Raw genomic sequence first — 19,637 nt, 5'->3', positions numbered from 1 at the left:
CCCCTTTCAGTTCGTTGCGCGGTGCCCGTCACCGGATGTGCGAGCTCTCTTGTTCCGCGGCCGTTCAGACGGCAACCTGAGGAGCTTACCAGACGGGGGCCGCGGAACGGGCTCGGGACGCCCGACGACGACGGCCCGGCAGCGCCAGCCCGACGAACGCGGCGCCGATGACCGCACCCAGCGTGTTCATCACGAGATCCTGCGGGTCGGAGAACCGGGTCGCCGAAAGGTACGTCGCCTGGTACCACTCGATGGCGACGGTCGCGGCGAAGCCCACGACGATGCCGGACCACCAGAGGCGCTTGGGCAGCAGCAGGGCCGGGAACATGCCCATCGGCACGAACATCGCGACGTTCGCGGCCGCCTCGACGCGGGCGAAGGTGATCCACGACGTCTCGTCGTGCCGGGCGAAGACGTCGAGCGCCCGCCAGAGCAGCTCGCTCGTGCCGGACCCGTAAACGCTCGGCCGCAGGGTCATCCAGGCGACCCCGGCCAGATAGACGAGGGTGAGCAGGAGGAGGACGGCGCGACGCATGACCCCATGGTGACGGATGCGACCTGAGGAGCCGGGGTCCGCGGCGGGAGATCATCCCCGAGGACGACCCGGACGGACCGGGGGGTGGAGACGCGGACCGTGGGAGGCGCGGTGTCGGCGGGGCGCGCACCGCGCCTCCTAGGCTCGTCACGTGGACCTCGTCACCGACCTCTGGACCCGCATCGCCCTCGTCGCGCCGCCGCTGCCCCTGCCGTGGCTGCTCGCGTCCGTCGCGGCGGGCCTCGTCGCCGTGCTCGTCCCCGGCGTCTGGCGCACCGTGCGGCACGCCGTCACCGTCGTGCACGAGGGCGGGCACGGTCTCGCGGCGGTGCTGACCGGTCGGCGGCTGTCCGGCATCCGCCTGCACTCGGACACGTCGGGGCTGACCGTCTCGAGCGGGCCGCGCACGGGCCCGGGCATGGTCGTCACCCTGCTCGCCGGCTACACCGCGCCGGCCCTCGCCTCGCTCGCGGCCGCCTGGCTGCTCTCGGCGGGGTACTCGGCCGGGCTCCTCTGGGCGCTCCTGCTGCTGCTCGCCCTGATGCTCGTGCAGATCCGCAACTGGTTCGGACTGTGGGTGGTGCTGGTCGGGGTCGCGCTCGTCGTCGGGGTGACGTTCGCGGCGACTCCGCCGTGGCAGAGCGCCTTCGGGGTCGCCCTGACGGCTGTGCTCGGCTTCGGCGCCCTGCGCGCCTGCCTCGAGCTGCAGCGCAGCCGGCGACGATCGCGCACGACCGGGTCGGACGCCGATCAGCTCGCCGCGCTGACCCGGGTGCCCGGCGTGGTCTGGGTGGGCGTGTTCGTGCTCGTCTCGCTGGCCTGCCTCGGGGGCTCGGCGGCGCTGCTGTTCCCGCAGACCCTGGAGCTCGCCCGGTCGTTCGGCTGACGCGAGCGGATCAGGCGGGCGCGGATCCGAGCGCGTGGACGGGGAGGCGCGGGGCCAGCCGGTCGCGTCCGCCCAGACCGTCGAGCTCGAGGAGGACGGCCAGGCCGACGACCTCGTATCCGGCGCGCTCGAGCAGGGTGACGGTCGCCTCGGCGGTCCCGCCGGTGGCGAGGACGTCGTCGACGACGAGCACGCGGGTGCCCGCGGGGAGCTGACTCGGCCGCAGCTCGAGGGTCGCCTCGCCGTACTCGAGCGCGTAGCTCTCGCTGAGCACCTCGCCGGGGAGCTTGCCCGCCTTGCGGACGGTCAGCACGCCGACGCCCTGCTCGATGGCGATGCCGCCGGCGAGCGCGAAGCCCCGGGCCTCGATGCCGGCGACGGCCTGGAACGACCCGTCGAAGGGCTCGCTGAGCGCCGTGGTCACGGTGGCGAACGCGTCGGCGTGCGAGAAGAGCGGCGTGACGTCGCGGAAGAGGATGCCCGGCTTCGGGAAGTCGGGGACGACGGCGATGAGGTCGTCGAGGAGGGCGGAGACGTCGGAGGAGGACATTCGTCCGAGAGTACCGGGCGCGCTGTCGGTGGCCGGTGCCAGGGTGCTCCCATGACGCGCTTCATCGTTCCCCCGTATCTGCTCGCCCACCTCGCTGCGGCGGAGTCGCCGCGCCTGCACCGCGCACCCCGCGCCGCGCGGAACGGCCTGCTCGCGATGTCGGGGGTCGATCGCAACGCCGCTCCCCCGGTCGTCCGCTCGGCCGTCGACGCGCCGGGCAGGGCCGATGGACTCGACCGCTCGATCTCGGACGCCGAGGGCGCCGAGGAGCTGCCCGGACGCCGGGTGCGCGACGAGGGCGGGCCCGCCACCGGCGACGTGGCCGCCGACGAGGCGTACGACGCTCTCGGCGCGACGTACGCCCTCTTCGACGAGGTCTACGGGCGGTCGTCGATCGACGGCCGGGGACTGCCCCTCGACGCCACGGTCCACTACGGCCGGGATTACGACAACGCCTTCTGGAACGGCGAGCGCATGGTCTTCGGCGACGGCGACGGCGAGGTGTTCGGGCGCTTCACGGCGTCGGTCAGCGTGATCGGGCACGAACTCGCGCACGGCTTCACGCAGTACACGGCGAACCTCGTCTACCAGGGCCAGTCGGGCGCCCTGAACGAATCGGTCAGCGATGTCTTCGGCGCCCTCGTCGAGCAGCACCTGTTCCGCCAGACGGCCGACGAGGCCACGTGGCTGATCGGCGAGGGGCTGTTCCTGCCCGACGTGCAGGGTCGCGCCCTGAGGTCCATGAGCGCCCCGGGGACCGCGTACGACGACGACGTCCTGGGTCGCGACCCGCAGCCGGCCCACCTCGACGACTACGTCGACACGACCGACGACGACGGGGGCGTGCATCTGAACTCGGGCATCCCCAACCGGGCCTTCTTCCTGACGGCGCAGGCGCTCGGCGGCTTCGCGTGGGAGCGCGCCGGTCGGATCTGGTTCGACTCCCTCACGGGCGGCGGGCTGCCTCCGACGGCCACGTTCGCCGTGTTCGCGGCGGCGACCGTGACGGCCGCAGAAGCGCGTTACGGCGTCGACTCCTCCGAGGCCGCGGCGACCATCTCGGGGTGGCGCGGGGTGGGGGTCGAGCCCGTCGCGTGAACGGCGGCGCCGCCCCGGCGGGATCCCCGACCCGGCGGAGTAGCATCGCGCCATGATCGTGACCGTGCAGCGCACCGGCGGCTTCGCAGGTCTCACCCGGACGTGGCAGGTCGACGTCGAGGCCGAGCCGGACACGGACGCGTGGCTCGTCCTGCTCGACCACGTGCCGTGGTCGTCCGCGGGCTCCCGGGTCGCCGGCGTGCACCCCGATCGGTTCGTCTACGTGATCTCGGCCGACACGCGTCCGCGCCGCAAGGCGAGACTGCCCGAGAGCGAGGTGACGGGCCCGTGGCGCGAGCTCGTCGACCGGGTGCAGCAGACGGCGTCCGTCGACGCCGCCCGCCCGGAAGGCCGCTGAGAATGGTGGCGTCGGCCCGGGTGCTCGGCCTCGTCGCGGCGCTCGCGCTCGTGGGCGGCGGGGTGTCCATCGCGGTCGCGCAGTCGGGCCTGCCGAACCGGGTCTCGGGATCGGAGACCGCGCCTCCCTGGCCCGTCCCCGCCGTCGCGGACCGCCCCGAGCGCGCCGCCGAGGCCGGCCTGACGAACGTCTGGGGCGAGGATCTCGCGATGCACGTCCACAGCCACCTGTCGATCACGGTCGACGGCGAGTCCGTCACCGTGCCCGGCGACATCGGCCACGACGCCGACACGCGCTTCGCCGCCCCGCTGCATACGCACGATACGACGGGCATCGTGCACGTCGAGTCGCCTCGTCGTGAGACGCTCGTGCTCGGTCAGCTGTTCACCGAATGGGACGTCCACCTCGACGCGACGAGCATCGGGTCGCTCGGCGCCGACGACGGCTACACGCTGACCACCTTCGTCGGCGGCTCGCGCTACGGCGGCGATCCGGCCGGCATCCGCCTGGGCGACTTCGACGACATCGCGCTGGTTCTCGCCCCGACGGGCGAGGCCGTGACCGCGCCTCCCGCCTTCGACTGGCCGGACGACTACAGGTAGCGGTCGCCGGTCCCGTCAGAGACCGGCGGGCCAGCGCACCGGCACCGCGAGACGGAGGGGCGTCGACTCGGGCGGGGCGCCCGACGCGATCGCCGCGACGAGGCGCGACGCCGCCACCCGGCCCAGGTGCTCGCCGTCGACGTCGATCGCCGGGACGCCCTCGAGGCCGAGCGCGTCGACGACCATCCTCTCGGAGCTGATGATCACCGGGCTCGGGCCGCCGGGGCCCCGGCCCGTCGCCCCCTCCGGCGACCGGCCCCGGAGGACGAACATCAGCCCGAGACCGATCGCGGTGGCGTAGGGCACGACGACGTCGACGCCCGACGCGATCACCTCGGCCGCCGCACGCACCCCCGCCTCGAAGGTGGCCGGGTAGGGGCCGAGGACGATCAGCTCCGCCCTCCCCCGGGCGGCCTCGACGACGGCCGCCGTCCGCTGGAGGTTCTGCCACGAGCCGTCGGGCCCTCCGAGATAGGCGATGCGGCTACGGCCGTCGTCGACGAAGCGCGAGACGAGCGAGCCGAAGGCCGTGGCCGTGTCGGCGACCACCGAGGAGGCGCCGGTCACCTCCCGGTCGACCAGCACGGTGGGCTTGTGCGCGATGGCCGCCCGCACCACGTCGTCCGGCCCCCGGGGCGCGACGACGATGAACCCGTCGACCTGGTGCGACAGCCGCTCGAAGGCCGTCAGCTCGTCGACGCCGGCCAGCGGGTGCACGGACACCGTCAGCTGCAGGTCGGCCTCGCCCGCCGCCGCCTGCGCGCCGGCGATGATCGGGGTGAAGAACGCGTTGTCGAGGGTCGGGACGACGACGGCGACGACGCCGGTGCGACCCCTGGCCAGCTGGCGGGCGGCGCGGTTCGGCACGAAGCCGAGCTTCTGAGCCGCCGACAGCACCCGGGCGGCGGTCTCGGGCGCGACGAGCTCGGGGCGGCTGAGCACCCGCGACGCGGTCGCCTTCGAGACGCCCGCGAGCAGCGCCACGTCGGCGAGGGTCGACGACCGCCCCGCGCCGCTCATGCCCGGCCCTCGTCGTCTGGTCGGCACCCCGTCGTCATCCCGTCAGCCTAGGGCGTCGGGTGAAACCGGTCTCGCGGATCGTGCGGCGCTTTTTACATGTTGTTTACACGGACCGACCTGTTCGGTCGTCGAGCGCCCGTAGGGTCGATGTAACCGGTTTCACCCGATGGGGCCGGTCGGCGATCCGAACCCGCCGCCCCGATCGGAGGCACACCGTGACGTCCCGCAAGCCCGCGCTGCTCCTGCTGCTGCCGGGCCTCCTCCTGCTCGTCGTGGGGTTCGCCGTGCCGTCCCTCGCGATGCTGTTCGCGCCTCCCGGGGTCACCGCCGGCGAGATCATCGGCCGGCTCGGACAGATGCTCACCGACCCCTTCGACCTCCGCATCATCGGCCGCACGGTCGGTCTCGGCCTGATCGTCACGGCGATCTGCGTCGCCCTGGGGTTCCCCGTCGCCTACCTCCTGGCGCGCTCGACGTCGCGGTGGTCGGGGGTCCTCCTGGCGCTGGCGATCTTCCCGCTGCTGCTCAGCAACGTCGTCCGCACGTTCGGATGGCTCGTGCTGCTCGGCAGGAACGGCGCGATCGGCCAGCTGCTCGTCGCCGTCGGCCTCGTCGACGAGGCGCCGCAGCTGCTCTACACCGAGCTCGCCATCGTGCTCGGTCTCACTCAGCTCTTCCTGCCGCTCGCGATCATCTCCTGCTACTCGGCCGTCGCCCAGGTCGACCCCGGGCTCGACGACGCCGCCCGCGGTCTCGGCGCCAGCCGGACCCGCACCTTCTGGAGCATCGTCGTCCCGCTCTCGCTGCCCGGCGTCGTCGTCGCCGCGACCCTCGTGTTCGCCGGATCGGTCACGGCGTACACGACGCCGTACCTGCTCGGGGGCTCCGGTCAGCGGATGCTCGCCACGCAGCTGTTCTCGTACTCGAGCGTCACGATCGACTGGGCCGGCGCCTCCGCGACCGCTCTCGTCATGACCGTGCTCGTGTTCGCCGTCTCGGGTCTCTCGACCCTCGTCGCCCGGAAGGGAGCCACCTCGTGAGAACCCGCCGCCCCGTCGCCGGCTCCCTCGCCGTCGCCGGCTACGTCGTCATGATCGTCCCGATCCTGTTCGTCGTCGCCACCGCGTTCACCTCGGGCAGCACCCTGCGGTTCCCGCCCCAGGGCTTCTCGCTCCGCTGGTTCGAGGCCGCGCTCGGCTACGACCCCTTCGTGTCGGCCCTGCTGTCGAGCCTGCAGCTGGCCCTCGTCGCGACGGTGCTCGCCCTGGCCGTCGGGGTGCCGGCGACCCTGGCAATCCACCGCGGACGCCTGCCCGGCAAGGGCCTCGTCGAGGGGCTGTTCCTCTCGCCCCTCATCGTGCCCGAGCTCGTCGTCGGTCTCGCCCTGTACCAGCAGCTCGTCATCGGGTTCCGGCTCGACAACTTCCCGGTGCTGCTGATCGGGCACACCGTGCTGATGCTGCCCTACGCCGTCCGGGTGACCGGCGCCTCCCTCGCCCTGGCCGACCCCGCGCTCGAGGAGGCCGCCCGCGGACTCGGCGCCTCGCCGCTGCGCGCCTTCTTCACCGTGACGCTGCCGCTGCTGCGCCCCGGCATCTTCTCGGCCGCGCTGCTCAGCTTCGTCACCTCGTTCAACAACGTGCCCCTGTCGCTGCTCCTCCAGAGCCGCGACTTCCGCACCCTGCCCGTCACGATGCTCGACTACGTGCAGCAGAGCTACGACCCCATGGTCGCGGCGATGGCCACGCTCATCCTCGCGGGGACCGTCGTCATCGCCGTCATCGCCGAACGCACCGTCGGCTTCGCCAAGATCTTCGGAGGCATCAACAGATGAGCACCGCAGCAGAATTCGTCGCCGTGAGCCAGGTCTTCGGCGACTTCACCGCCGTCGACTCGATCGACCTCGCGATCGCCGAGGGCAAGCTCACCACCCTGCTCGGGCCGAGCGGCTGCGGCAAGACGACGAGTCTCCGCATGCTCGCCGGGTACGCCGCTCCGACGTCGGGCACGATCCGCATCGACGGCGTGGACAGCACCCGCACCCCGCCCGAGAAGCGCGACCTCGGCATGGTGTTCCAGTCGTACGCGCTGTTCCCGCACCTCTCGGTCGCCGACAACGTCGGCTACGGCCTGAAGCTGCGCGGCGTCGACACGGCCGAGCGCCGGCGCCGCGTGATGGAGACGCTCGACCTGGTCGGTCTCGCCCACCTCGCGTCCAGCCGACCGAAGAAGCTCTCGGGGGGCCAGCAGCAGCGCGTGGCGCTCGCCCGCGCCATCGCGATCCGCCCGAAGCTCCTGCTGCTGGACGAGCCGCTGTCGAACCTCGACGCGCGCCTCCGCGTGCAGATGCGGGCCGAGATCCGGCGCATCCAGGGCGAGACCGGCCTGACCGTCGTGCTCGTGACCCACGACCAGGACGAGGCGCTCGAGATGAGCGACGACATGGTCCTCATGCGCGCCGGACGCATCATGCAGCAGGGCGCCCCGCAGCATGTGTTCCCGAACCCCGCCAACCGGTTCGTCGCGGAGTTCCTCGGCTACGAGAACTTCGTCACGACCGCCGACGGCACGGCGCTGGCCGTCCGCCCCGAGCACCTCGCGGTCGCACCGGGCGCCCCGTCAGGAGGCGCGGCGCACGACGGCCTGCAGCTCGCGGCCCGCGTCACCGACGTCGCCTACCGCGGGGTCGACCTCCTGGTGACCGTGCAGGCCGTCGACGCGGCCGGTGCCGAGGTGCGCCTCGTCTCGGACGTCCGCAGCACCGGGGTCGAGTCGATCGCGATCGGCGACGCGGTGACCGTGGAGGCTCCGGCCGCACGGCTCGTCGCCGTCGCCGACTGACCGCGGCCCGCCGAGGCCGACCCGCGCCTCCTCGGCCGCTCCCCCTCGCCTCAGCAGCATCACCCTCCCGACCGGTCTCGCCGAGACCGCCCCGAAAGGACACCATCATGACCACGACCATCCGCACCCGCCTCGCGCTCGTCGCCGGCGTCGCCGTCACCACCCTGGTGCTCGCCGGCTGCTCGTCGAGCAGCGGAGAGGCCGACGCCGACACGATCACCGTGAGCACCTTCCCCTTCGGGGTCGAGGAGTTCCAGGAGGCGGTCATCGACCCGTTCACGGAGGAGACCGGCATCGAGGTCGTCGTCGACACGGGCTCGAACTCGGACCGCCTCTCGCAGCTGCAGCTCGCGGGCGGCGAGCCCGAGGTCGATGTGATGCTCATCTCGGACTACTACGCCGCCCTGGGCCAGGAGGACGAGCTCTTCCAGCAGGTCGACGCCTCGGACGTCCCGTCGCTCGACGAGATCGCCGACTTCGCGACCGAGGAGGAGTACGTCGGACCCGCCTACAGCTACCAGCTGAACGGCACCCTCTACTCGACCGACGAGTTCAGCGCCGACGAGGCCGCCTCGTGGAGCCTCTACGGCGACGACGCCCTCGCGGGCCGGGTCGCGTTGCCCGACATCTCGGTCACCGCGGGTCAGCTCATGGTCTCGGGCGTGGCCGACGAGTACGGCGACGGCCCGTACGACATCGACGCGGCCCTCGACCAGCTGGGCGAGTGGGCCCCCGGCGTGCTGCAGTTCTACAGCTCGTCGACCGAGGTCACGAACCTGCTGACCCAGGGCGAGATCGTCGCCGCGGACTCGCTGAGCGGCTTCGCCACCGACCTCGTCGCCTCCGGCGAGCCCGTCGCGTGGACCGCTCCCGAGACCGGCCGCTACATGGCGACCAACCGCGCCATGATCCCGACCGGCGCCGCGAACGTCGACGGCGCCGAGAGGTTCATCGACTACCTGCTCTCGGCCGAGGCCCAGACCGCGTCGGCCGAGATCGTGGGCGATCTGCCCGTCAACCCGGCGGCCACCGTGCCCGACACCATCGAGGCGGTCGTGGGCGACATCGCGGCCGACCCTGTCGCCGCCGGCTACTCCACGCTCGACCCGACCGAGCTCGTCCCCACGCGCTCGGAGTGGGTCGACCGCTTCGCCCGCGAGGTGACGTCGCGCTGATGGGCGACGAGACCACGACCGGTTCCGCCCTGCCCGGGGCGTACCTCGACCGGCTGCCGAAGGCCGATCTGCACTGCCACCTCATCGGCACGGTGCGGGCCGCCACCTTCGCCGAGCTGGCCCGTCGCGAGGGGCTCGCACTGCCCGACGAGCCCGAGCGGATCTTCGCGGACATCAACTCGCTGCCGCCCGACCCGGCGCTCTACCGCGACACGCGCATCCCCGTGCCGCAGGGGCGCAGCGCCGACGAGCCCGCGGTGTCGTACTCGCTGTTCCAGGCGTCGAACTGGGTGGTCGACGTGCTCCGCGACGCCGACGATCTGACCCGGATCGTCTACGAGGCGTTCGAGGACGCCCACAGGAGCAGCAGCACCCGCCACCTCGAGCTGTTCTTCGACGGCGTGCCCCCGCACCTCGAGTCGCTCGGCTACGTCGGCTCCGTCGAGGCGTACGCGGAGGGCATCCGGATGGCCGAGCGGGACTTCGGCATGACGGGTCGGATGATCCAGGGAATCGACCGCAGCCGGAGCGGCGAGCACGCCCTCGGTCTCGTGCGGCAGGTCGTCGACCACCCGCACGAGTACGTCGCGGGGATCGGCCTCGACAACCTAGAGACCTCGGGCCCGCCCGAGCGCTTCGCGGACGCCTACCGCCTCGCGGGCGAGGCCGGGCTGGGCCGCACGGCGCACTCGTCGGAGCACGCGCCGACGGCCGTGAACACCGTCACCTGCCTCGATCTGCTCGGCTGCGATCGCATCGACCACGGCTACTACGTGCTCGAGGACGACGAGGTCGTGGCCCGGATGCGCGATGAGCAGGTCGCGTTCACGGTCGTGTCGACGACGTCGCGGCGCTCCTGGCGGCCCTGGCGTCGCGCCTCCATCGAGGCGATGCTCGACGCCGGGCTCCGCGTCATCCCGGCGTCGGACGACCCGGGCATGTTCCCGACGACGCTCGCCGCCGAGTACCGCATCGTCCACGAGCGGATCGGCGCGACCGCGGAGCAGGTCCGCTCGATGGCCCTGGCCGGGGTCGACGCGAGCTGGCTGCCCCCCGCCGAGAAGGCGGAGCTGCGGGGTCGGTTCGAGTCCGAGATCGCCGCGCTCGACGCGGAGTTCGGGCTGGCCCGCTCCTGAGCCGCGGGTCAGCCGACCAGCGTGAGCCGCTGGGTGGGGCGCGTCATCGCGACGTAGAGACTCGCGTTGCCGCGCTCCGACCCGGTGCGGATGCGCTCGGGGTCGACCACGACGACCGAGTCGAACTCGAGACCCTTCGACGTCGCGGGGCTCAGCACGGAGACGGGCCTGGTCAGGGACGACGTGCCGGCGGCCACCAGACCGGGGAAGGCCTCCGCCAGCGCGTCGACGAGCGCGCCGACCGCCTGCGCGGGCGCGATCACGGCGAGGGTCCCGTCGGAGTCGATCGCGCGGTCCGCCCGGACGGCCTCGACCGTCGCGCGGACGAAGTCGCCCCGCGAGGAGGCGCCCGTCACCTCGCGCACGGGCCATTCGCTCGACCGCACCGAACGACTGGGAGTCACGTGGAGCCCGGAGGCCACGGCGATGCGCTCGGCGTACTCGACGATCTGCGTGGGAGTGCGGTAGTTGACCGTCAGCTCCTCGAGGGTCCAGGGTGCGCTCGTCGGCGCCTCCGTCCCCCGGCGGCGCCGCCCGAGGAGGCTCTGCAGGGCGCGGTCCCATGAGGTGGCCGAACCGGGGCTGGACGCCTGGGCGATGTCGCCGACGACCGTGAACGACCGCAGGGGGCAGCGCCGCGACAGCAGACGCCACTGCATCGGCGAGAGCTCCTGCGCCTCGTCGACGACCACGTGCCCGAAGGCCCAGGTGCGATCGCCCGCCGCTCGCTCCGCCGTGGTCATCGAGGCGGCCCGCTCGGCGAAGCCGCCTGCGATCTGCTCGGCGGACACCATGCCCTCGACCCCCATGTTCTCGATCGCGCGCTCCGCGTTCTCGATGTCGCGCTTGCGCTGCTGCTTGCGCGCCAGCTTGTCGGGGTCGACCCCGGCCTGGAACTCGCCGAGCAGCTCGGCCGCCTCGTCGAGGAGCGGGACGTCCGAGATGGTGAACTCCGACCCGCGGGGTCGCTGCAGCAGCGCGCGCTCGGCCGGGCTCCACCGCGGGGTCAGCGAGGCGAGCCAGTTCGGGCGCGCGAAGAGGTCTTCGACGAGCTTCTCGGCCGAGAGGGGCATCCACGCCGTGTTGAGCAGCACCCGGACGTCGTACGACTGCCGGATGTCCTCGCGGAGGACCGCCTCGTCGGACTCGTCGACGGTGGTGCCGTGCTCGCGCATCTGCGCGACGAGCAGTCGCGTGAGCGCCGACAGCGCGGCCTTGTTGAAGGTCACACGGCCCTCGTTGTGCGGCTTGCTGCGCTCCTGCGCCCGGCGCATCGCGTCGCCGATCAGGTCGGGGTGCACGACGAGCCGCTCGCCGTTGATGTCGATGGTCGTGGCCTCGGTCGGGCGGATCTGACGCGAGCGCACGGCGCGGCGGATGAGATCGGCCATCTCGGCCCGGCCCTTGACGGCCGCCGTCGCGGGTGCGTCGTCGAGCTGCGTCTCGAGCCCCGGGTAGAGGCCGCCCAGACTCGAGAGGACGACTCCGCTCTCGCCGAGCGACGGCAGGACCTGCTCGATGTACCGCAGGAACGACCGCGACGGCCCGACGACGAGCACGCCGGACCCCCGGAGGCGCTCACGGTGCGAGTAGAGGAGGTACGCGGCCCGGTGCAGGGCGACCGCGGTCTTGCCCGTGCCGGGTCCGCCCTGGACGACGAGGACCCCGTCGAGACCGGCGCGGATGATGCGGTCCTGCTCGGCCTGGATGGTCGCGACGATGTCGGTCATGCGGCCGGTCCGCTGCGCGGTGAGCGCCGCCATCAGCGCGCCCTCGCCCTGCAGCTGGACGTCGTCGCGGTCGAGGAGGTCGGGATCGAAGACCTCGTCCTCGAGTCGCGTCACGGTGCGCCCGTCGAGCGTCAGGTGACGGCGCGCACGCACGCCCTGCGGGGTCGCGGCCGTCGCCTGATAGAACGCCGCAGCCCCCCGGACCCGCCAGTCGAGCAGGATCGGGTGGTGCACCCGGTCGCGGAGCCCGATGCGGCCGATGTACCGGTACCGGCCCCCGCCCCCGTCGCCCGCGGGGGCGTCGGGGTCGCCGCTCTGCCCGAGCTCGTCGGGGTGCTCGAGCTCGAGACGGCCGAAGGCGAGTCGCTCGTCGACGGCGCCGAGCTGCGCGATGGTGTCCTCGTACAGCCGCGCGTAGGCGTCCCGCTCGCTCCGGCTCTGATGGTTGCCGCCGACGGTCTCGCGTCGCACGGTCTCGAGACGCCGTCGAGCGTCGGCTTTCAACTCGTCGAGTCGCGAGTAGAGCGTGCCCACGTAGGCGCGTTCGCGGTCCAGCTCAGAAGACAACAGTCACTCAACCCTTCGGGAAAGTCGGCGTGTCAGTCTACCCGTCGCCGACCGACCGAACGCCCCCCGCCGTGAGGCGAGGGGCGTCCGGGGGATCCGGCGAGGGTCGCTCAGAACTCCTCGTGGGTCTCGGGGTCGCCGTCCCACAGTCGTCCGCGTTCGAGACCGCTGATGGCCTCGACCTCGGCCGTCGTCAGCTCGAAGTCGAAGACGTCGAGGTTCTCGCGCTGCCGCCCGGCGTCCGCCGACTTCGGCACCGGCACGGCGCCCAGCTCGACGTGCCACCGGAGGACGATCTGCGTCGGCGTCCTGCCGTGAGCCGCCGCGATGTCGGTGACGGCGCCCTCGGTGAGCAGCTCGCTCTGCTTCGCCAGCGGGCTCCAGCTCTCGGTCACGATGCCCATGCGCTCGTGGACGGCCCGGAGCTCCGCCTGCGGGAAGTACGGGTGCAGCTCGACCTGGTTCACCGCCGGCACGACCCCGGTCTCGTCCGCCAGACGCTGGAGGTGCGCCTCGGTGAAGTTCGAGACCCCGATGGACGACACGAGGCCCTCCTCCTGCAGCGCGACGAACGCCCGGAAGGCGTCGACGTACTTGTCGACGCGCGGCAGGGGCCAGTGGATGAGGTAGAGGTCGACCCGCTCGAGCCCCAGGTTCCCGAGACTCTCGCGGAAGCTGGCGAGGGTCTCGTCGTACCCGTGATGACGCCCGGGCAGCTTGGTCGTGACGACGAGCTCGTCGCGGGGGACGTCGACCCGGCGGATCGCCTCGCCCACGGCGCCCTCGTTGCCGTAGTTCAGCGCCGTGTCGATGAGGCGGTAGCCCGACTCGATGGCGGTCGCGATCTGCCCGGCTCCCTCGGAGCCGTTCATCCCGTAGGTGCCGAGTCCGAGAGCCGGGAGCAGGTGACCGTCGTTCAGTCCGATCGACGGAACCGGCATCAGCTGACGCCGAGCAGGTCGATGACGAAGATGAGGGTCTTGCCCGAGAGCGAGTGCCCTCCGCCGGCGGGGCCGTAGGCGAGGTGCGGAGGCAGGACGAGCTTGCGGCGACCGCCGACCTTCATGCCGGGGATCCCCTCCTGCCAGCCGCGCACGAGGGCGGCCAGGGGGAAGTTGATGGGCTCGCCGCGGTTCCACGACGAGTCGAACTCCTCGCCGGAGTCGTACTCGACGCCGAGGTAGTGGACGTTGACGGTCGAGCCGGCCTGCGCCTCGTCGCCGTCTCCGACGGTGATGTCGGTGATCTGCAGCTCGCTGGGCGCGGGGCCCTCGGGAGCGTCGATCTCGGGCTTGGTGCTGGAATCGTGAGTCATGTCGACCATCCAACCACCCGTCGCGTGCGGGTCGACCGGTCGAGCACGCCGCGGCCCCCGCCGAAGAAGGCGGGTCGACCGCTCGCGTCCTCCCTGCGAGGCCCGAGTGGTCGACCCACCGTCCATCCGCACCGAGATCCACTCATCGATGCGAACGAATGGACGATACCTCCGGTGCCGGGTCGTGCAAAATCGGCGATGATGGAGGCTTGTCCACTCCTCCCGGCTCCGCTCGGCGACCGCTCGTCGTCGATCTCTCGCCGCTCCGCGCCAGCCCGGCCTTCGCCCGTCTGTTCGTCGGCAACACGGTCAGCGGGATCGGCACGCAGCTCACCGTCGTGGCCGTGGGACTCGAGGTCTACGACATCACCCGGTCGACCTTCGCCGTCGCCCTCGTCGGCGCCTTCTCGCTCGTCCCGATGATCATCGCCGGGCTCTACGGCGGCATGCTGGCGGACGCCTTCGACCGCCGGAAGGTCGCCCTGGTCGCCGCCGTCTTCGCCTGGCTCTCGACCGCCGCCATCGCGCTGCACGCCTGGCTGGGGATCCGGGAGGTCGCGCTGCTGTACGTGCTCGCCTGCGTGAACGCCGTCGCGGGGACGATGATCTCGACCTCCCGGGCGGCCATCGTGCCCCGCCTGCTGCCCCCGCGCCTCCTGCCCGCCGCAGCTGCCCTCGGCGGCATCGGCACGGGGCTCATGCTGACCGTCGGCCCGGCCCTCGCCGGCATCCTCGTCGCGGGCGTCGGGTTCCCCCTCACCTACAGCGTCGACGTCGTGCTCTTCTCCTTCGCCTTCGTCGGGATCCTCACGCTGCCGCCGATCCGACCCGAGGGTGCGACCAGCCGGCCCGGACTGTCGTCGCTCGCCGAGGGGATGCGGTTCCTCCGGCGCTCCCCCAACATCCGCACGACGTTCGTCGTCGACCTGATCGCCATGACCTTCGGGCAGCCGCGGGTGCTCTACCCCGTGGTCGGGACGCTGGTGATCGGAGGAGGCGCGGTGACGGTCGGAGCCCTCACCGCCTCCTTCGCCGTCGGATCGCTGCTCAGCAGCGTGTTCTCCGGCCGACTCGGGCAGGTGCGACTGCAGGGCCGCGCCGTCAACCGGTCCGTCGCGGTCTACGGCGCGTTCGTCGCGGCGTTCGGGCTCGTGCTGGCGCTCACCCCCCTGCGACCGGGAGGCGGTCTCGACGACGGGCTCGCCGCGGCCCAGCCCATCGCACTCGTCGCCGCGGCCGTCGCCCTCGCCGGCGCGGGTGCGGCCGACAACGTCAGCTCGATCTTCCGGTCGACCATCCTGCAGGCCGCGGCTCCGGACTCGATGAGGGGGCGCCTCCAGGGGATCTTCATCGTCGTCGTGACCGGCGGACCGCGCCTCGGCGATCTGTTCGTCGGCCTCGTCGCGGCCGTCGGGGTCTTCTGGCCGCCGCTGCTCGGCGGGGCGCTCGTCGTCGTGCTGGTCGGCGTGGTCGCCCGGCTCACCCCGTCGTTCCGCCGCTACGACGCGGAGGCGCCGACTCCCTGAGCCGCCCGGCGGCCGGCGTCCGGCGTCCGGCGTCCGGCCTCACCACTGGGGAGGCAGCGCCCGCCCCCACTGGTCGTACATGACCGGGCGTCCGACCGCCTCCGGGGCGTCCCCGTCGTACCCGCCGCCCGTCGGCCGGCCCGAGCCGTCGACCCGGGGGGCGCCGTCGGGCCTCGGCGCATGCCCGACGAACGCGGTGGGCGGAGCCTGCAATGCGGCGCGACTCGCGCCGAGCGCCTGCAGCAGGAGGGCCTCGTCGCGACCGGCGACGGCGTCCATCTCGCGCCGCCCCTTGAGCATCCGCTGCCGCGTCGCCGCGAGTCGCGTGGCGTCCGACACGAACCGCCTCATGGCCGGGCCGAGCCCGTTCGCGGCGGCCCACCGACGGGCTCGGCGGCGACCCGCCGACGTCGACAGCATGGCGACCTCGTCGGCGCTGAACCAGCCGACCGCCGCGTACTCGGCGAGTCGCGCATGGGTCGTCCGCCTCTCGCTGCGTCGCAGGAACACCACGAGACCGACCATCGCGGCGAAGATCGGCACCTGCACGAGCAGGTAGTAGGCGAAGAACGCCCCGCCGACCACGATGAGCGCGCCGTTCCAGAGCGCGTGCAGGGCGATGGCGGGAACGAGCCCGACGAAGAAGAAGCCGATGGCCCCGAACGGCCCCGTGCGCCGCGCGGCGTAACCGAGCGCGACACCCGTGCAGGCGGTGTACATGACATGCGCGAAGGGCGACATCAGCGCCCGCACCAGGAACGTGAAGACGAGCCCCTGGCTGCCCGTGGCGAGGTCGTCGGCGACCTGCACGGCGAAGTACTGGATGTTCTCGACGAAGGCGAACCCCGCCGCCACGGTCGCGGCGTAGACGATTCCGTCGACCGGTCCGTCGAAGTGCCGTCGGAAGATCCAGAGGACGAGCAGCACCCCGAAGCCCTTGGCGCCCTCCTCGACGAGCGGGGCCTGCACCACGGCGCCGAAGAGATCGGCCGAGTCGCCGTCGGCGAGACCGACGACGGCGCGGATGTTGCCGACCACCACGTCGACGACGAGCGCCGTCCCGACCGCGACCGCGGCGCCCCACAGGAACGCGAACAGCAGCGCGACCCTCGGCTCGGGCTCCCAGCGGTCGACGAGCCAGATGCCGACGAGCACGATCACGAGCGGCACGAAGGCGAGGAGGGCCCCGGCGGCGATGAGCGAGGGCCGCAGGAAGATCAGGAAGTACACGACCACGGCGAGCGCGAACACCCCGATGACGGTGAAGCCGACCGCGAGCGCGACGGTGCTGGCGACGCGGGGCCGAGGAGGCGCGGGTCGGCTGAACACCGGCTGCACCGGGTACCACACCGGCTGCGGGTTCGGGGTGACGGTCGACGATCGGCGGGGATCGTGGCCGCGGGGCTCGTTCCAGGTCATGTCACGACCCTAGAGCCAGCCGTCGGCGGCCGACCGGGCGGGAGCCGCGCCTCCTCGGCGGTACCCTCGGCAGATGCCCTCGACCCGGTCCCTGCCCGAGGACCCGACGATGGTCCGCTACGTGGTGATGCGCGTCTGGCACGACTTCCTGCGGCATCGCACCATCGACGCCGCCGCGTCGCTGACCTTCTTCTCGCTGCTGGCGCTCGTGCCCACCGCGCTCGCCCTGGTCTCGGGCGTCGCCCTGTTCGTCGGCGACGGCGGCGACGCGGTGACCGACATCCTGGGGGTCGCCCGGTACGTCCTGACGGCGAACGCGGTCGAGTCGCTGCGGGGGCCGCTCGAGCAGATGCTCAGCCTCTCGAACCCCGGCGTCGCGTTCGGCATCGGCCTGTGGCTGACGCTGTGGTCGCTGTCGGCGTACGCGACGGCGTTCGGCCGCGCGATGAACACCGCCTACGAGGTCGAGGAGGGGCGGCGCATCTGGAAGTTCCGCGGGCACATGATGATCGTGACCGTCGTGCTGATGGTGTCGCTGGCTCTCATCGCCGTCATCCTGCTCGTCACCCCGACCCTCGTCGAGGCCATCGCGGGCCGGGTCGGCATCGGCCGGCCGTGGACCGATCTCTACAACGTGCTGAAGTGGCCGGTGCTCGTCGCACTCGCCGTGCTGTCGGTCGCGGTGCTGTACTTCTTCACCCCGAACGTGCGCCCGCCGCGCCTGCGGTGGGTGTCGTACGGCGCCATGGTCGCCCTCGGCGGCTGGGCCCTCGCCACCGCCGGGTTCGCGACGTACGTGCTCACGGTGTCGAACTACGACCGGTTCTACGGCTGGGTCGGCGGGGTCGTGGTCGTGCTGCTGTACGCCTACATCAGCAACTTCGTGCTCGTGATCGGCGGCGAGCTCGACAGCGAGATCCTCCGCATGCGTCAGCTCCGGCGAGGGGTCCAGGCCGAGGAGGTCATCCCGCTGCCGATGCGCGACACGGCCCGCAATCACATCCTCGCCCGGAACACCGCCTGGGACGTCCGGGTCGGCCGTGCGATCCGCGAGCGGTCGCTGCGCGAGAACGGCGGAGTGCTCGACCCGGACGAGCTGCGGCGGCTGCACGTCCGCACCATCAGCGACCGGACGGGCGACGAACGCGAGCGCGCGGCCGAGCGCTCCGAGCAGGTCGACCCCACCAGCCACGCGCCCTCGGCCCCCTGACGGCCGCCGGCGCCGAGGGCTGACGGCGAAGGAGGCGCGGTGCCGGTCGCAGCGGCGCCGCGCCTCCTCGACGGTCGGGCTCGCGTGTCAGCCGGCGGTCTCGTCGGCGGGGTTCCGCGCCCCGGCCGAGTTGGCCGCCCGGGCGACGGCGGCGGCGGGGTCGTCGACGTCGATGACGGGGATCGAGCTCGTGACCGCCTCGAGCCCGGAGAGACGGGCGGGCGAGAGGACCTTCTGCACCTGCGCCTCGCTCATGAGCCCTGCCGCGACGACGAGCGCCGAGATCGAGCCGTTGGTCGTCAGCGCCGTGTGGGCGATCGCGGCCGCGGCCGCGTAGCCGATGTAGGGCGTCAGGGCGGTGACGCTGCCGACGTTGGTGTCGACCTGCTGACTGAGTCGCGCCCGGTTCGCCTCGATCCCGTCGACGCAGTTGACCCGGAGGGTGCGGCAGGCGTAGGTCATCCACTGCAGGCTCTGCATGACCGAGTGCGTGATGACGGGCTCGAACGCGTTGAGCTGCAGCTGCCCGGCCTCGGCCGCCATCGTGACGGTGAGGTCGGCGCCGGCCACCGAGAACGCGACCTGGTTGACGACCTCGGGGATCACGGGGTTGACCTTGCCGGGCATGATCGACGAGCCGGCCTGCCGCGGCGGGAGCGTGATCTCGCCGAGCCCCGCCTGCGGACCCGACGACAGCAGCCGCAGGTCGTTGCAGATCTTCGAGAGCTTGATGGCGCTCCGCTTGAGCGCCCCGCTGAGCGTCATGAAGACGCCCGTGTCGCTGGTCGCCTCGATCAGGTCGGGCGCCGTGACGAGCTCCATGCCCGACAGCTCGCCCAGGTGACGACGGACGGCCTCGGCGTACTGCGGGTCGGCGGTGATGCCGGTGCCGATGGCGGTCGCGCCGAGGTTGATCTCGCCGAGCAGGGGGATGACGTCGCGGAGTCGCTGCACGTCTTCGCCGAGGGTGTGGGCGAAGCCGACGAACTCCTGGCCGAGGGTCATCGGCACGGCGTCCTGCAGCTGCGTGCGACCGACCTTCAGCACGTCGTGGAACTCGGCGCCCTTCGTCGCGAACGCCGTCGCCAGGAGGTCGAGCTCGTCGAGCAGCCGACGGAGCGTGAGCACCATGGCGATCTTGACCGACGTCGGGTAGGTGTCGTTGGTGCTCTGGCTGCGGTTGACGTCGTCGATCGGGTGCAGCCGGGCGTAGTCGCCCTTGTCGTGGCCGAGCAGCTCGAGGGCCCGGTTGGCGATGACCTCGTTGCTGTTCATGTTCGTCGACGTGCCGGCGCCGCCCTGGATGACCCCCACGGCGAACTGGTCGTGCAGGGCCCCGCCGCGGATCTCGACGCAGGCGCGCTCGATCGCGTCGGCCTTGACCGGATCGAGCACGCCGATCTCGACGTTCGCCCGAGCGGCCGCCTGCTTCACGAGGGCGAGGCCGATCACGAGGTCGGGGTACACCGAGATGGGCCGCTGCGAGATCGGGAAGTTCTCGAGGGCCCGGGAGGTGTGGATGCCCCAGTAGGCGTCGGCCGGCACCTCCCGGCTGCCCAGCGAATCGGTCTCGGTGCGGGTGGCTGCTGTGTCGGTCGTCACGGGTGGTGCGCCTCCGGTCGTCAGTCGGGCCCGGTCGTCGTCGGCCGGGCGATGCCCTCGACCCTAC

19 protein-coding genes are annotated in these 19,637 nt (G+C 72.4%); 11 read left to right on the top strand and 8 right to left on the bottom strand.

The annotated features are described in order from the left end of the window. Positions 1–85: 85 nt before the first annotated feature. The gene (locus ASF89_RS14040; RefSeq protein WP_055794853.1) at positions 86–535 is read right to left on the bottom strand and encodes a VanZ family protein; all 450 of its coding nucleotides are present in this window, start codon (positions 533–535) and stop codon (positions 86–88) included. Between the two features lie 151 nt (positions 536–686). On the opposite strand from ASF89_RS14040, the gene ASF89_RS14035 reads away from it, so the two are divergent. Then, positions 687–1,421: a M50 family metallopeptidase gene (locus tag ASF89_RS14035; protein WP_055815976.1), complete on the top strand. Its 735-nt coding sequence runs from the start codon at positions 687–689 to the stop codon at positions 1,419–1,421. Between the two features lie 10 nt (positions 1,422–1,431). Here ASF89_RS14035 and ASF89_RS14030 read toward each other — a convergent pair whose 3' ends face one another. Then, positions 1,432–1,971, bottom strand: coding sequence for an adenine phosphoribosyltransferase (locus ASF89_RS14030; RefSeq protein ID WP_055794849.1), 540 nt, complete (start codon positions 1,969–1,971; stop codon positions 1,432–1,434). Positions 1,972–2,022: 51 nt separating this feature from the next. Here ASF89_RS14030 and ASF89_RS14025 point away from each other — a divergent pair, with 51 nt between their 5' ends. Genes ASF89_RS14025 through ASF89_RS14015 form a run of 3 tightly spaced genes read left to right on the top strand, consistent with a single transcriptional unit; the run spans position 2,023 to position 4,029 of the window. Next, complete coding sequence (locus ASF89_RS14025; RefSeq protein ID WP_055794847.1) at positions 2,023–3,069, top strand: M4 family metallopeptidase; 1,047 nt, start codon at positions 2,023–2,025, stop codon at positions 3,067–3,069. A 52-nt stretch (positions 3,070–3,121) separates the two neighbouring features. Continuing rightward, complete coding sequence (locus ASF89_RS14020) at positions 3,122–3,427, top strand: protealysin inhibitor emfourin (protein ID WP_055815973.1); 306 nt, start codon at positions 3,122–3,124, stop codon at positions 3,425–3,427. A gap of 2 nt (positions 3,428–3,429) precedes the next feature. Continuing rightward, positions 3,430–4,029 (top strand): hypothetical protein, encoded by a 600-nt coding sequence (locus tag ASF89_RS14015; protein WP_055794843.1) that lies wholly within the window; start codon positions 3,430–3,432, stop codon positions 4,027–4,029. 15 nt (positions 4,030–4,044) lie between these two features. On the opposite strand, the gene ASF89_RS14010 is transcribed toward ASF89_RS14015, so the two are convergent. After that, positions 4,045–5,049: a LacI family DNA-binding transcriptional regulator gene (locus ASF89_RS14010; protein WP_055815971.1), complete on the bottom strand. Its 1,005-nt coding sequence runs from the start codon at positions 5,047–5,049 to the stop codon at positions 4,045–4,047. Positions 5,050–5,264: 215 nt separating this feature from the next. Between ASF89_RS14010 and ASF89_RS14005 the strand changes: the two genes are divergently transcribed. From ASF89_RS14005 to ASF89_RS13985, 5 genes are all read left to right on the top strand, one after another. Further along, positions 5,265–6,089 carry an ABC transporter permease gene (locus ASF89_RS14005; RefSeq protein WP_235484139.1) on the top strand — a complete coding sequence of 275 codons (825 nt, stop codon included), beginning with the start codon at positions 5,265–5,267 and terminating at the stop codon, positions 6,087–6,089. Continuing rightward, positions 6,086–6,883 (top strand): ABC transporter permease, encoded by a 798-nt coding sequence (locus ASF89_RS14000; RefSeq protein WP_235476315.1) that lies wholly within the window; start codon positions 6,086–6,088, stop codon positions 6,881–6,883. The genes ASF89_RS14005 and ASF89_RS14000 overlap by 4 nt, the downstream gene beginning before the upstream one ends. Next, complete coding sequence (locus tag ASF89_RS13995) at positions 6,880–7,890, top strand: ABC transporter ATP-binding protein (protein ID WP_055815966.1); 1,011 nt, start codon at positions 6,880–6,882, stop codon at positions 7,888–7,890. The genes ASF89_RS14000 and ASF89_RS13995 overlap by 4 nt, the downstream gene beginning before the upstream one ends. A 107-nt stretch (positions 7,891–7,997) precedes the next feature. Further along, positions 7,998–9,065 (top strand): extracellular solute-binding protein, encoded by a 1,068-nt coding sequence (locus ASF89_RS13990; RefSeq protein WP_055815963.1) that lies wholly within the window; start codon positions 7,998–8,000, stop codon positions 9,063–9,065. Further along, on the top strand, positions 9,065–10,201 hold the full coding sequence (locus ASF89_RS13985; protein WP_235484137.1) for a hypothetical protein: 1,137 nt from the start codon (positions 9,065–9,067) through the stop codon (positions 10,199–10,201). Before ASF89_RS13990 ends, ASF89_RS13985 begins: the two co-directional genes overlap by 1 nt. 8 nt (positions 10,202–10,209) lie before the next feature. Here the strand turns inward: ASF89_RS13985 and ASF89_RS13980 are convergent, their stop codons facing one another. The 3 genes from ASF89_RS13980 to ASF89_RS13970 form a co-directional block, all read right to left on the bottom strand. After that, a complete protein-coding gene (locus ASF89_RS13980; RefSeq protein ID WP_055815960.1) occupies positions 10,210–12,501 on the bottom strand; it encodes a UvrD-helicase domain-containing protein in 2,292 nt (763 codons plus the stop codon). 107 nt (positions 12,502–12,608) lie between these two features. Next, positions 12,609–13,442 (bottom strand): aldo/keto reductase, encoded by an 834-nt coding sequence (locus tag ASF89_RS13975; protein WP_156463436.1) that lies wholly within the window; start codon positions 13,440–13,442, stop codon positions 12,609–12,611. Next, on the bottom strand, positions 13,439–13,813 hold the full coding sequence (locus tag ASF89_RS13970) for an FKBP-type peptidyl-prolyl cis-trans isomerase (protein WP_055795575.1): 375 nt from the start codon (positions 13,811–13,813) through the stop codon (positions 13,439–13,441). The genes ASF89_RS13975 and ASF89_RS13970 overlap by 4 nt, the downstream gene beginning before the upstream one ends. Before the next feature lie 209 nt (positions 13,814–14,022). On the opposite strand from ASF89_RS13970, the gene ASF89_RS13965 reads away from it, so the two are divergent. Beyond that, a complete protein-coding gene (locus ASF89_RS13965; RefSeq protein WP_235484136.1) occupies positions 14,023–15,339 on the top strand; it encodes an MFS transporter in 1,317 nt (438 codons plus the stop codon). Positions 15,340–15,378: 39 nt separating this feature from the next. Here ASF89_RS13965 and ASF89_RS13960 read toward each other — a convergent pair whose 3' ends face one another. After that, positions 15,379–16,758 carry a PrsW family intramembrane metalloprotease gene (locus ASF89_RS13960; RefSeq protein WP_055794832.1) on the bottom strand — a complete coding sequence of 460 codons (1,380 nt, stop codon included), beginning with the start codon at positions 16,756–16,758 and terminating at the stop codon, positions 15,379–15,381. A 73-nt stretch (positions 16,759–16,831) separates the two neighbouring features. On the opposite strand from ASF89_RS13960, the gene ASF89_RS13955 reads away from it, so the two are divergent. Then, a complete protein-coding gene (locus ASF89_RS13955) occupies positions 16,832–17,968 on the top strand; it encodes a YihY/virulence factor BrkB family protein (protein ID WP_082474979.1) in 1,137 nt (378 codons plus the stop codon). 87 nt (positions 17,969–18,055) lie between these two features. Here ASF89_RS13955 and ASF89_RS13950 read toward each other — a convergent pair whose 3' ends face one another. Beyond that, a complete protein-coding gene (locus tag ASF89_RS13950; protein ID WP_055815954.1) occupies positions 18,056–19,570 on the bottom strand; it encodes an aspartate ammonia-lyase in 1,515 nt (504 codons plus the stop codon). Positions 19,571–19,637 lie beyond the last annotated feature (67 nt).

Source organism: Frigoribacterium sp. Leaf172 (assembly GCF_001424285.1).
Taxonomy (GTDB): Bacteria; Actinomycetota; Actinomycetes; order Actinomycetales; family Microbacteriaceae; genus Frigoribacterium.
The sequence above is the reverse complement of the archived record's forward strand: the minus strand, read 5'-3'. Positions and strand labels throughout refer to the sequence as shown.